This is a genomic window from Sphingobacterium sp. UBA7631 (assembly GCF_002483935.1).
GTDB lineage: Bacteria > Bacteroidota > Bacteroidia > Sphingobacteriales > Sphingobacteriaceae > Sphingobacterium > Sphingobacterium multivorum.
Window position 1 is genome coordinate 733,525 of the sequence record NZ_DLIX01000004.1, and the last position, 14,540, is coordinate 748,064.

8 protein-coding genes are annotated in these 14,540 nt (G+C 45.1%); all 8 read right to left on the reverse strand.

Going from position 1 to position 14,540, the window contains the following annotated elements:
- Positions 1-8: 8 nt before the first annotated feature.
- The 8 genes from B3P16_RS07870 to B3P16_RS07905 are packed head-to-tail and all read right to left on the reverse strand — an operon-like array spanning position 9 to position 14,513.
- Positions 9-2,237, reverse strand: a complete 2,229-nt coding sequence (locus B3P16_RS07870; RefSeq protein WP_286842269.1) for a glycoside hydrolase family 95 protein — start codon at positions 2,235-2,237, stop codon at positions 9-11.
- 34 nt (positions 2,238-2,271) lie between these two features.
- On the reverse strand, positions 2,272-3,867 hold the full coding sequence (locus B3P16_RS07875; RefSeq protein WP_286842270.1) for a solute:sodium symporter family transporter: 1,596 nt from the start codon (positions 3,865-3,867) through the stop codon (positions 2,272-2,274).
- A 15-nt stretch (positions 3,868-3,882) separates the two neighbouring features.
- Positions 3,883-4,923 carry a GntR family transcriptional regulator gene (locus B3P16_RS07880; protein WP_286842272.1) on the reverse strand — a complete coding sequence of 347 codons (1,041 nt, stop codon included), beginning with the start codon at positions 4,921-4,923 and terminating at the stop codon, positions 3,883-3,885.
- A 13-nt stretch (positions 4,924-4,936) separates the two neighbouring features.
- Entirely contained in the window at positions 4,937-6,958 is a 2,022-nt protein-coding gene (locus B3P16_RS07885) for an alpha-galactosidase (protein WP_286842273.1), read from the reverse strand.
- 11 nt (positions 6,959-6,969) lie between these two features.
- Positions 6,970-8,148: a DUF4998 domain-containing protein gene (locus B3P16_RS07890; protein WP_046675011.1), complete on the reverse strand. Its 1,179-nt coding sequence runs from the start codon at positions 8,146-8,148 to the stop codon at positions 6,970-6,972.
- Positions 8,149-8,169: 21 nt separating this feature from the next.
- Complete coding sequence (locus B3P16_RS07895) at positions 8,170-9,357, reverse strand: DUF5000 domain-containing lipoprotein (protein WP_286842274.1); 1,188 nt, start codon at positions 9,355-9,357, stop codon at positions 8,170-8,172.
- A gap of 25 nt (positions 9,358-9,382) precedes the next feature.
- Complete coding sequence (locus B3P16_RS07900; protein ID WP_286842275.1) at positions 9,383-11,308, reverse strand: RagB/SusD family nutrient uptake outer membrane protein; 1,926 nt, start codon at positions 11,306-11,308, stop codon at positions 9,383-9,385.
- Positions 11,309-11,321: 13 nt separating this feature from the next.
- Positions 11,322-14,513 (reverse strand): SusC/RagA family TonB-linked outer membrane protein, encoded by a 3,192-nt coding sequence (locus B3P16_RS07905; protein ID WP_286842276.1) that lies wholly within the window; start codon positions 14,511-14,513, stop codon positions 11,322-11,324.
- Between the last annotated feature and the right edge of the window lie 27 nt (positions 14,514-14,540).

A 14,540-nucleotide genomic window follows, 5' to 3' on the forward strand; every position in this document is an offset into this window, starting at 1 on the left:
AAATAGATTTAGGATTTGTTTACGAACTTGACTATTTTGTTTGCTTTCAATTGAATCTTGTAAAGGTATTTACCATTGATTTCCTGCTGTGGGCTTAGACCTGCCAATTGGGAAGGACTCAATACCTGAATCGTTTGATCTTGCGGCGAAGAAAGGCTGAGCTGCGTAATGCTGCCGTTATTCCATTCCATCATGTCAATGTGTATATTGCCCCGGGCTTTGAGCCCCTTGACCGTCCCGGCCGACCAGCGATCAGGCAGTGCAGGAAGTAATTCCAGCACATCCGTTTGCGATTGCAGCAATAGTTCACTCACAGCAGCCACATAGCCCAGGTTACCATCGATCTGAAAGGGTGGATGGGCACATAAAAGATTGGCATAAACGCCACCGCCATTGTTGTAATCAATACCATCGCCGCCAACGAGGTTAATGAAATTGGTCAGGATTTTATAGGCGTGATTCCCATCCTGCAAGCGGGCCCAAAAAGCCACCTTCCAGGCCATAGACCAACCCGTGGATTCATCGCCACGCGCGGTGAGGGTAACTCGTGCAGCTTTGGCCAGTTCCGGTGTTTTTAAAACAGAGAATTGATTACCGGGATAAAGACCAAAGAGATGGGACACATGGCGATGCTTATCCTGCGGATCATCACGATCCGTTTCCCACTCCTGCAGCTGTCCCCATTTGCCGATTTTGGGTTTGAGCAGCGCATCGCGAAGTGCCGTGATATGTTTACGGTAATCGGCGTCCAACTTCAAAATTGTGCTTGCCTGGATGTAGTTGCTAAAGAGATCGTAAATAATTTGGTGGTCATAACTCACGGCATCCTCTTTGGGTCCATGTTCCGGCGACCAGCCCTTTGGCGCCACCACAGTTCCGTCTGCTCTTCGAACCAGACGATCATCCCAAAACTCACTTATTTCTTTTAAAATCGGATACGCAAATTCGCGTAGGTATTTCTCGTCTTTGTTAAAAGCATAATGTTCCCACAGTGCCTGCGCATACCAGGCACTTCCCGGCGTATTCCAAAGAAAGCTCTCCCCACCAAAAATATTATTTTCGGTCTTTACAGTCCAGCCCCTGACGCCCGGAAATTCCTTTTGTGTATTTATTTTTTTCACGGCACGCATGCTATTGATATAATCGAGGTAAGGCCAGGCCGACTCACTCAGATTGGCCACTTCCGCAGGCCAATAATTCATCTGCACATTGATATTGGAATGGTAATCAGAGCGCCATGGTGGATTGTTGCTGTTGTTCCACAATCCCTGCAGGTTTGCAGGCAAACCGCCTTTTCGGGAAGAACTGATCAGGAGATAACGTCCATATTGGTAGACCAGTGCTTCAAGAGCTGGGATCGGCTGTTTTTTATAGGCCTCCAACAGCACTTTTGTTGTTTGCTTACTGTCCAGCTGGCTATGGTCGAGATCAAGCGCCACCCGGTTAAACAGCGCTGTATAGTCTGCAAGGTGCCGTGCCAACAGCTTATTTACGCTATATTTTTCCGCTTGCTGCAGATTACGTTCATTGACCGTCATCGGTTCTTCGGCCGACTTCCATTTGGTGGCCCGAGTATTGGCATAATCAGTTGCGGCACTCAGCAGCAGAACAAGGCGATCGGCAGATTTTACGCTAAGGACAGCCCGTCCTTTTTCATCTGTTGTTCTGGAAAGTGAACCACCTACGATTTGCACACGTACCTGCGCGGCATAGCGCATGCCATTGTCGAGCATTCCCTGAAACGCAAGCTTACCATCCGCCACCTCTACCGCCTGCCCATGTGCATCCTGAAGTACAATCTGGGCATTGAGTTTACCTTTTTTACTGTTTGTATACTCAAATACCATAACTTGGTCGGGCTGACTGGCAAAATAGCGCCGGTTGATCTGCTGTCCATCCTGCTGATAGGCTATTTCATGCAGCCCTTTATCTAAGTTTAACTTTCGGCTGTAAGAAGAATACGATGAATCGCCCCCTTGTTCAAAGCGAACAAAAAGATCACCAAAAGCCTGGTAGGCCCCTGTTTCCTGTTCATCACCTGTCCAAAGGCTATTTTCATTAAATTGAATATGTTCTTGCTGAACACCGCCAAAGATCATGGCTCCTATTCGTCCATTTCCGATCGGATAAGCTTCGGTCATCCAATCTTTTGCAGGTCGATCATCCCAGAGATAATACCGTTGGGCGTAAGAAGTGCCAAAACAAATAGTCAAAAGTATTAAGAGAACGTATTTCATTTTTGTGTGCATCAACATAGCAGTTTATACGATTTTATTGAGCAATGCCCAAGGGTGAAAAAATAAGATAGATGACAATCATCAGGACAATCAGCATTGCCCCCACGCCATAGCGGCCTCTCCAATAGGCTTCTTTATGCTGGCCGGAAAATTCAAATTGATACGTTGACCGATAATCGGGTTGGCTCAATTTACTTCCTCCCCAGATAAGCAGTGAAATCAGCAAAAAAAGCACCGCGAATAGATGGAGATAATGCAATTCTGTTTTCCAGACAAACACCAGAAAAAAATAACTGAACATGTACAAGAACAGCCCAATCTGTGCCATGCGCGGTGTCACACGGCGGGATAAGATCCCCAAGATCATAATGGTGAAAATGGGCATATTAAATAAACCCGATACGGTCTGCAAATAGGTATAAAATCCATCGTGGGCAAAAAGGATAAAAGGGGCAATAAACATTGCTGAAATTGAAATGATCAACTCGAACAATTTCCCTTTTCGCACCAATTCCTTTTCACTGTATGGTCTCTTTTTATAAGCCAGGTAGGGTTTGTAAATATTAAAAATAAATAAACTGCCGCAGCTTTGCAGCCCGGCGGTGTACGTTGTCATCGCCGCACCAAAGACCAAGGCCAAGGAAAAACCGATCAGGATATCGGGGAAAATTAAAACAATAAGTTTCGGAAAAACAGAAGCCGTAGGCTGTATATGCGGCAACAGATGCACAGCCAAAAGTCCCGGCAGATTGATCAGCAAGGGCATAAGGAGCTTACCACCTGCAGCCAAGGTCATCCCTTTTTGAGCCTCCTTTAAATTCTTAGCACTTAGGGCCTGCTGTGCAATATAGGGTTCCATCCCCCAGTAATAGAAATTGATCAGCAGCATCCCGGTAAATAAGGTCGAAAATGGGACCGCATCATGCTTTCCGCCAACCGCATTAAGGTGTTCCTTTTTTTCATGCAGTAGCTGCGCCAGGCCAGACCAGACATCCCCAGCCCCCAGGTGCCAAAGCGCAAAGACAGGAATGAGCACCGCAAGTAAAAACAGACATAAACCCAAACTTAAATCCGATAAGGAGATCAGCTTGAGACCACCCAAAATACTGTATAAACTACCGATCACGCCTAAGGCCCATACCAGCAGCCAGATGCTCTGCCAGTACGTAATATGTAAGAGCCCCGGAACATCAAACATGGTCGCCAGGCTCAAGGCTCCACCGTACAATACAGGAGGCAGCAAATTGACGATATAACCAATTAAGATGAGGATCGAAACCAGCATTTTTGTTTTGCTGTCAAATCGCAGTGCCAAGAAATCCGGAACCGTCCGAAAGCCATGCTTAAAATAAATTGGCAGCAGAAATTCCGACACCAAAAGCATGGCCACAACCGAACTAACGCCCCAGCCGATGACTGAAAGATTATTGATATAAACCGATTCGTTTTCACCGATAAACTGGTTGGCGCTCAAGTTTGTCAACAGCAAGGCCGAACCTACCATCCAAAAGCTATTGCTCTTTCCGGCCAGAAAGAAACCATTAAGCGTGGTGGAATAGGTGGTCTTAAATTTCCATAAAGACCATAACGCAACCAAGCCAGTAAAAAGACAAAAACTAAAAATTATCATCGTAAAACTTCCTTTTTATACCGAGCCTCGATCCGCCAATGTTGTCGGCACCACTTCCCGAATCACTGTTCTTTCGAGCACAAACTTGGCGGCTTCGGAACCAATCCGTGCAAAACTCGTCGAAAAGGTCGTGATACCACCGCTGATAATCTCCTTAATGACATCATCATTATGGGATAAAATCCCCAGATCCTCACCCAAAATCCAGCCCTTTTGAAGCACCTCTTTTAACATCTGATAGAGCTCCGGATTATGAATGGTAAAATACAGTTTCCCCTTTTTTAGATCGCCCACATGGTATTGCTTTTCGATACGTCCTTTTAGCTTATAGTCTTTCAGAAAGCGTAAGAAAGCATTTTTGATTTCATTGGGTTCGGCTGTTTTCTCCCTAAAATAGAAGATCACTTCCTTATACTTTTTGATCTTTGGATGGAGCTCTTGAAACACGGCGTAAGTCGCTTCTTCAAATTCCTGAGAAACATAAGAATATTCCGCGCCCAGATCCATCAGCCGATCGATAATCAATAGTTTTGATACCGGAATATTGCGTAACAGACGTTCAGAATCGGCATTTTCAATCGGCGCAACAATATACACCGTATAGCGACCTTGTATTCGGTTAAAGATATCCTCAAAGGTTTCCATATTGTTGTGATGGAAAAAAAGGTCGACCGTCACTTCTTCCGGAAGATTGGCCCGTAATTCAGACACCAAAGTATCCTGAAAAGTATCGTAAGCATATAGCAACACGGCAACTTTCTGTTTCAACTGGGTGTTATTGCTGACGACAAAATATCCTTTTCTATTTTTGGATTCCACCACGCCATGGGCGATCAGGTCGCGGTAAGCTTTGGCGAAAGTTTCCCGAGCGTAGCCGAGGTATTGAATCAGGTTATTGACGGATGGTAAACTGGAATGTACCTCCAATTCACTGGCGTCAATAGCATCCAATACGCCCTGCACAATACATTCATGTTTCGAAAGCCCGTTTAAAGCTTCCAATCGTTTGATCCGATCGATCAACGCTTTAAACTGTTCTTCTTTGGTTATCTTCATATGTTATTATTAACTAAAGAGCAATCTTAAGTAATTTTGCTCCTGCTTGCTCAAAGGCAATGGGATTTTTAGCAGTAAATTCCTGCGCTGTTTTTTCAAATAGCTCCACGGCCTTATATGTTGTATTTGGCATCAGGCCAATCTGTTTAAAATCTATATTTATCGTTGCTGGGGCTGTATGGTAATTAAATACCGCCACATACAGCGTTGTTCCTATCTTTTTGTAATAATACGTATTTGCCGCTTTTCCTTCGACAAATCCTGCAGGACGGAAACTTTTACCATCGGCTATAATTTTTAAAATTTCGGGATCCTGCAGATAGTGATTCATCTTAGACTGCCAGTTTTCTTTCTTGGAGAGGTCGTCGCCAAGGATAATGGTACCCGTTACCACACCTGAAAGCAATCTTGCCTTATTCACTTCTGGGCTTTCATCATGAAAGACAAGGTGGTCGGCATCGATAAAATCATAAAGATAAGTTTGCCACCAACCGTAGCTCACACTATTTAAAGTATACTGTGTTTGGTCGATGGTTTTCCAGGCGTCGCAGGCTATCCTGCGCATGTGTGCAAATTGAGCTGTCGCCAAGGAAGGAGAAATTGCTGCGTAGATCAACATTTTCCCCTGCAGCACGTCGACGAGATGTTTCATCCCCACAGCATAAGCCTGCATACCCGTCTGAATTTTCTGATCGTAAAAACCTGTGGATTCGATTGCTGCATGAGAAAGGAAATCAACTTTGATCATACGGAAACCACAGTCGACCAATTTCCCTAAGATTACATCCATACGAGCCAACGTACCGGGATGCGTCGGATCAAGAGCCCGACCGCCATCTAAATTGTGGTAGCCTTTTTGGGTTTTGGTCCAGAGCTGTCCGAAGGTAAACTGGCTCCCCTCGGCTTTGCGGTCGGGGCCACTTCCATGCCCCCAATCCGTGAAGGGTGCCCAATAAACACCTGGTTTAAGTCCCAGGGAGTCACAATAACGTACAAATTGTTTCAATTGTGTATAATCTCCAGACATCCCTCCCGGCGTCATATTGTCCCAAAAGGAATCCAAATCAATAAAGGCTTCACCATCAGCGTTGCGGAAATAAGGAATGTCCTTGGCAAAATAGTCTGCGGTGCCCGTAGCATTCTTAAAATTCAATTTTTCCTGGATGACACCCCAGCTGTTCCAACCAACCGGTGTTGCTCCTTGCCAAGATTTCACATAGGCCGGCGACAGTTTCCGATGGATCTTGGCATAGTTTTCCAGTCCAGTACGCCAATCCTTGTCACAGGATACCAGGTATTTTGGGGAACGGATCGCATCGCCTTTGACGGCCCCATGCGCCATGGAATCACGTGTGATATTCACATCCGTAAAGCCTGCCCTTACAGCGAGGTGACTGTATTGTCCTTGTGCCCCTTGGATAGCAATGCCCGATTTCCAAACAGATTGATCCAATGAACCAATCAAAAGACCTTTGCCGCTGTCCTTATCGTACACAACGCCGACCTCGGCACTATGCTTACTATCCCTTGCAAGGGCATTGTTCTCATAGGAAATAAAGGTATCGTTATCAAAAGGAACCGCCAGCTGATATAAGGATTTCCCCAGACCGGCGACCGAAGTGTTTGACCAAATAGGCACAAGTTCATTGCTGGCCAGGTTTTTACCTTTAACTTCCAGTTCCAGGATAACACCATCTATCCCGTCGTAGAAATAAAAATGCTGCAGCAATGTGATGCCCTGCTGGGTCTTAACCGAAATGGTATACTGCATACCTTTGCCCAAATTGTCCTGAATGGGCTTTTCGGTCACGCTGCGGGGCCCTGTCAATTTATCCGTACTAATTTTTTGTCCATTAGCAAGTGCCCAATAGGCACTTGCTTGTTGTATATAGGCGACTTGATCTTTACTTAAGGAATACGTTCCATGCGCTTTATCGTACGTTAATGTTATCCCGTTTTTCCTGACCTGAAAAGGCTGCGCGGATACCATGAAAGTACATAGCATAAAACTTAGTGCGAAAATAACTGTCTTCATTCTGCTTGATATTATTGTAAATTGATTTGAAACGCGTTAATCTTCATGTAATGGTCGGGTTGAAAATTGACCAGCATCCCTATATTGACCGTCACCTTTTCTTTGATTTCAAAATAAACACCATCTGATTTAACATCAGCATGGGCCATTGCCTGTTGAATCTGCTCAAGATCTGGAATGCCGCTATTTGCTTTGCTAACAACCAGTTTTGCTGGCGGTTGATCATAATTTGTCCAGGATAAGTTACAAAAAAAACGATATTTACCGGGCAATAAGGTTACTTTTTGCTCTATTTTTCCATTTACGATAGCCGGAGCTCCCCAGCCGGCTTCAATGTTGACTACACCGCCATCATCCGATCCAAAACCACCGTAACCGTTGTGGTTTTTCATGGCGGCATTGGTGATCCAATTGTCCAAAACTCCCCAGCGGTTACCGTCATAGACCGTCGCTGTAAATGGTGTTTTGTAATTCTGCAGGTACCAAGGCGTAATATTATCCTTTTTTATAGCCAATTTGGTCGATTTGACCATAAAGGTATCAATCGCCGAACTATCTGGTCTGAACACGGTACGATAGGAAACTTCGGCACCCGGAAGATAGCGTTGAAGACCTATCTTTTCATCCTGATTTTTAGCGCGAACGACGGTATCTGTGGTGCCACCATCCCAATTTCTATACGCTATACGCAGTCCATCAAAGCCCATGGTTTCTGATACATTTTGTAAACCCAATTGCAGTTGCTGTCCAACAATAAAATTCTGTTCGAGTACCACACGTTGGTAAAGTCCTTCGCGATAACGATCGCCATACACATTCCCCACCACATAGGTCGGAACAGAAAAGCGTCCTGCGGCATCCACACTACGAATTTCTAAATTTATGGGTCCTTCAGGCAGTTTGTCGATTAAATAACGCACGGTATCGACCTTACCCGTCAGTTTGACCGGTATTTTCATCGAATCTTGCTTACTGTTCCAATAGATACGTAGCTCAGAAACACCCGAGGAAGCCCTATAGACCCCTTCTACCTGGATACGGTATTTTCCCGAACGAACTCTAATCGAATCCAACTTTGCCGGGTAGATAATTGCTTTCCCATCCGTGTGCTCGGTAAACTCATCCATTTTGGAACAAGCTGCCAACAGCGCCACGATAAATAAGGACAGCAATACGATATATCTTTTCATAACTTTTGCTTTTTAAATTGATTAATAAACGCCCCAAACCTGAACCTGGTTAATCTGCATAAAATAACTTCCCCGCCAATTGCGCAGATTGCGAATGCGCAGGTACTTGTATTTCGGAGCATCTTCCGGTAGATCAAATGACCAGCCAGCGGTACCATACACTTCGTCGGCATTGGTATTTGTTCCCGACGGTGTTCCCGATGGCTTACGGACTGTACAGGTAGCCAATTTGGTCCATGACTCCCAAGAGCCATCCAGATTCGGCGTATTGCTTCCCCAAATCTCAAAATCACGTAAATTGCCCTTATCGTAGAATCCGTTTTCCCTTCTCGGAAAGATTACAACACGACTTAGTTTTGCTTCTCTCCCGATCGAGAAAGTCACCGATTGTGGTATCTCGGCATTCTCTACCGTATAAAAGCTTGGCCATTTGCTCGTATTGAGATTGCCATCCCATAGATTGTCCATGGAGCCATAGAGGATTTGCGCATCCCCCGGCAAACGTAATGGCGTAAACAATTGCCGGTTAAACAGATTTTCCTCCAATGGCGTAATCGAAGTGTAGAGCGTATCGGACTTATTTAACCAACGATCACGGACATAAAATGCGAACTTCATTTCTTTGGATTTCAATCCACGGACATTATAAAGAATAATGGAATCCTGTCCATAATAATTGTCCAGGGGTAAGTACTCCCCATTGTTGAGTGAGTCTACCATCGGTACGATCACCACATTTCCTTTTTCCTTATTGGTTGAGGTAATGCGGATACCGCCAAAGGCAGCCGTTACCTTCATCTCCCCAAACACCAGGTTAAAGATCGGCGTCTTCGGTTCAACAATGACATCTACGGGATCCGACACCACCTCAGCTTTACTCACTGCATACAGTTTAACGGTTTGCGGTTTGGTATCCGGAAACCCATCGATTAAGATTTCATTGGTATAGGTAGACGATTTGACGACACGGGTGGCACCACTCGCCATCACGTATTCGGCTTTGACATAGAGTATATTCTCATTTTCCGGAAGGCTGTAATGTATCGTTGCCTGTCCATAGCCGTTGACCACCGACGGATGCTGTACTGTTCCAGGTTTGGTCTGGTCGTCCTCCATTAAGGTCCAGCCTTTTTCCTCTTTACAGCCGAGCAGCAGAAAAAGCAAACCGGCCATGACATAGATACTATTGCGATATATTCGTTTTTTCATGATTTTCTTCAATTTAATACGCTAATTACCAACCTGGATTTTGTACCAAATTTGGATTGACCAACAGATCAGCTTCTTTAATCGGCCAAAAATAGTCTCTCGGTGCCACGAATCGTTGTTGATAGAAGGTCTGTTCCTGATAAAAAAGTTCCGGATGATCCTTATCCTGATTGCGGTCCCAGCCTGTGATATTTTTGTTGAGCTCCTGCGCAGCAAGTTTCCAGCGCCGCAGATCCCAAAAACGGGAACCTTCGAAGCTCATCTCAATATTACGTTCACGTTGTATGATTGCACGGAGCCCTTCTTTTGTCGTCGGTTTAGCGCTATTGAATGCATACTTTGCCCAGGATTCTTTCACCCCTTCCAGACCGGCGCGCTTGCGAATTTTATCAAGATAAAGGAATACATCGGCTACAGGGCCCTCACTTTCGTTTAAGGCCTCGGCATACATCAGATACAGGTCGGCAAGCCGCAGCATAGGCCAAGGATACTCTTCGATATGTGAGCTGTTTCCATCTTTAAAGGCAAATTTCCAGTTGACCAGCTTTTTTGGATAATAAGTTGTGATCGGCACAGAAACCCCACTGCCAAATAAGCCTAAACGAAGCTGCGTCGTCCAGGTATTTTCGTCTGTCTGACTTGGGCTATTTTCCATATACCAAACCCCACCATCAAAGCCCACATTAGCGTAGAAACGATTTTCACGGTCAAAATGCAAACGTGCTGTTCGGTAATTTTCGATGTTGTTGAAGCGTTCGTCATGCGTTCCGGCACGCAATTGATTTTTATTGCTAAAATCCAGGGTTTTGTCTTCATCCATCGGCACCCCGTTTTTCGTATAAAACTGTTCAATGATTTTGATTGTCGGGGCCAAGGTACCGTTGACGCTGTTGTTGCCGGCATTATTTGGGTCGATGTGGGCCATCGACGAGTACTGCAACTGCCAGGTCCGCGAATTCGAATTCCCCCAGATGATCTCGCGGTTCCATTTTTCCGTCACAGCGTTACGAATGCTCATCTGAACCATTGTGGTATTGGACAGTGGACGTACCGGTGTTGGAAATTCGTACAACGTCATACCAAGCTCTTCACAGGCGGCAATCGCTTCCTTTGCGGCCTGCGCTGCTTTACGCCACTTCTCGGCCTGGAAGCTCGGATTAAAAAATAAGGTGCCGTCCACATTTTTAAAGCTCGCATAGTCTGCATTGCCATTAAATAATGGACTCGCTGCATACAACAGGACTTTTGCCTTGATGCCTAAAGCAATCGGTTTTGTGATATGCCCCAGATCAGTTACTGGCGACTGCACGGCATTTGGCAATTTCGTCGCTGCTTCATCCAGCACCTTAACGACATAGTCAACCACTTGGTCAATCGGTTGACGTTTTACCTGCGTTTCCTCGATCGGAGCAGTAACCGGTACATTGACATCCATGATTGGGATAGGGCCATAATGACGCATCAGCATAAAATGGTAATACGCTTTTAAGAACAGGACTTCACCCTCCCAGGTGGTACGTTCATCTTGCGTCATATCGCGTACCTTTTCGGGATTTTGAATATTCTCCAAAAAAATATTGCAGTCCCGAATGGCATTGAACATCGATCGTTCGCGCACATTATTGATTATATGTCCGTCCCAGTAGTTGACATATGGATCAGTGACACTTTGGTTACCACGTGCAATATTCCAGTTGGTCCCATTGATACTCCGCGTTGGGTAATCCAACCAAAACTCATCGCCTGCCATAAAAGCGGGATTTATAGTCGGTTCGCCATCATTGGGCAAATAAGAGTAGCAAGTTGCCAAATATTTGATGGCTTCACTGCGCATGGTGAAGGCATTGTCTATTGTCGGGGCGTTGTCGGGTACGACATCCAGATAGCTGCAGGATTGAAAAAACAATAGACCTGACACCACCATCGCTTTATATACAGTTAATTTTTTCATGATACATTGTTTTTTATAATCCCACATTGATCCCAATATTGTACACCGCCTGAACTGGATACCCCAGGCCATCACCGCCCATTTCAGGATCCCACATTTTAAACTTGCTCCATACCGCGAGGTTCAGTGCATTGGTATAAATGCGGATATTGGACATCTTCCAGCGATCGAGAATTTTCTTTGGCACCGTATAACCCAGCTCCACGGATTTTAGGCGCAGGAATGCACCATTGCGCATCCACCAGGTCGAAAATTGATTATTGTTGTTATTGAATCCATCGGTCAGCCGAGGCCAGAACGCACGGATATCCTGATTATCTTCCGACCAGTGACTATCGGCCACCTGTTTTAATAGACCATTTTGATAAGGACCATTGATGGCGAAAGGCGTGATATTTCCGGGATTGATAAAGAAAGAAGAGCGCGCAGAGCCCTGTAAGAAAGCACTCACATCAAACCCTTTGAAACCGACCGTGAATCCCATACCGTAGATAATTTCTGGATCGGTAGGAAAACCGATAGGCACTTTGTCCAGATCAGTTATTTTGCCATCGCCATTAATGTCGCGGTATTTGATATCGCCGCCCATTGTTTTCAATGCGCCACCAAAATTTTGCAATGGCGAGTTATCGGCTTCAATATCATCCACAAATAAGCGTTCGGCGATCAATCCATATTGCTGTTTAAGCGGATAGCCCAAATGCGTTAGGTAAGATAAATTAGCTGGATAATTTGGTTCCTCATTAGTCAATAAACGATTGGTCGCATAAGTCATGTTGCCGCGCAACTGCGTCCACCAGGTGTTTGCAAATGATTTGTTATAATCCAAGGCCAGGTCAAATCCCTTACTCTCCGCCTTGCCCATATTGGATTGGATATCAGCCTGAAAACCTGAAGTCGTCGGAATGGTAGAGCGCACCATTAAGATATCACTACGTTTGGAGTTGTAGTAATCAAAGACGACACCCAATCCATTTTTAAGGTTCAGGTCAAAACCAGCATCAAATGTTTTGGCGCGTTCCCAGGTAATATTGGGGTTGGCATAACGTGATATGGAATAACCTGGCCGGGTATAATCCCAAAGGTTTCCCCAGGAAAAACCTTTCCCAGGATCGTTGGGATTGACCTGCGATAAATAGAAAAACCGATCACGCTCATTACCGATCTGATCGTTACCCACCAAACCATAGGTTGCGCGCAATTTCAGACGAGATACCACCGGTGTGATAAACTCAAACATCGGCTCTTCCTGGAGGTTCCAGCCTACCCCAAAAGAGGGGAAAAAGCCAAATCGTTTATCTTTGGAAAAGCGCTCGGAACCGTTGTAACCAAAGTTCGCTTCAAAAAGGTATTTATTTTTATACGCATACGTTGCCCGTCCAGAAACACCAATGTTACGTGCCGGCAGGGAGGCCTGTAAATTACCTCCATTTGCTGTCTGGTAATTGCGCATGATACCGATGAGCATACCCGTGATGTCGTGATCCTTTCCAATGGTCCGGTTATAATTGACCGCAAATTCGCCATAGGTCGTTGTATTCTGTATCCGATCCCCTTGACTGTAGTCGAGGTATTCCGTTCCCTGGTTTTCATTCAGTAAGCTCAATACGGTATTGTTTGTACCCGGTATTTTCAATAGATTATAGTAGAAGGGTTCAAAGCTTCTGCGCACCGAAAAATACGAGTACCGTTGTGTATAAGCCATTAGACGTGCTGAGAGGCCTTTTGTGATAAAGTCAAAGTTCTGTTTCAGCTCCAGTTGCACATTGACTGTCGAACTGTTGTATTCCTGAAAGCCGTTGACCATCTTGGCATAGGGGTTATTGTACAAGGTCTTTGTCATCGGTATAAAGTTATTTCCGAAAAGTGGATGTGTTGTGAAAGGCGCATAAGAAGCTGGATAAACTGCGGGAAACATCACGGGATTGGACCAGATCGCTTCTTTGAATACCCGTTGTCCCCCATTGATCAAATTGCCCCAATCGTCATAGCCACCGATCGGCCCTTTATAATCGTCAAACTGTGCGGAAGTACGGATAATTCCAATGGTTGTCGGCGTAATATTTAAGGTGATATTGGATCGTATCGAATAATTTTTGAGGTTAATATTATTATCAAAATTATTACCACTTTCCGATTTCAAAATTCCCCTGTCATTGTTAAAAGTACCCGCAACATAATATTGTGCGAGGTTACCGCCCCCGGTGACGTTAAAATTGAAACGCTGATTGTTGGTATAATCTTTAATCAATTGATCGATCCAGTTATTGTTTGGATAAAGTAACGGATCATCTCCCCTTGCGGTATGATCGATTTTATTTTGGTCATACGGTAATGTTCCTCTCGGGTTACGTGTCAATACCGCTTCATTGGCCAGGTTCATGTAAGTTATGTTATCGGCAAATTGGAAGTTTCGGGTATTGGTAGAAATCGAGTTTTCAAAACGTGCATTAAATTTTGCTTTTCCGACAATGCCACTTTTGGTATTGACTAGCACCACACCATTTGCACCTCTGGCACCATACAATGCAGAGGCCGCCGCATCTTTCAGCACCGAAAAACCAGCAATATCATCGGGCTGAAGCCGCGCCAAAGCTGTTGTATTCGATTCCATCCCATCGATAAGAATCAGGGGGTCTTTCTTTCCGGCGCCGAAGGTCCCGACACCGCGAATAAAGAACGAGGCATTGTCGTTGCCGGGTTCACCACTGCGCTGATACGCAATTAAACCCGCTACCCGACCTGCCAGCATGGTGGTCAGATTGGAGGTAGGGCCTTTAATTTCTTTTGGATTGATCGAGGTGATCGAAGCGACCATACTCGTTTTCTTTTGCGTGCCGTATGCGACAACGGTCACCTCATCCAGGTTCGAGCTTGATGAGGACAGAAAGATGGTCATACGATTGGTGCTGGTGACCTGAACAGTCTTGCGGTCGAATCCGACCGAAGTCAGGACAAGCTGATCGTTGAGGTGTACATCTTTGATCAGGAACTGTCCCTGAGCATCCGTTGATACAGCAGCACTTTTTCCCACAAAAGCGACTGTAACATTGGAAATAGGTAAATGTCCGACGCTATCCAATACAACTCCTCTTAATTCAAATGATTTGGACTGCGCATTTGCGAAGCCCGCTAACAGAAGAAAAAGGAAGACAAGACTACATCGCTGCCATTTACAGATTTGGTAATACATGTGGTAGATCATAAATTGGTCTTCTTATAGATTGGTTAT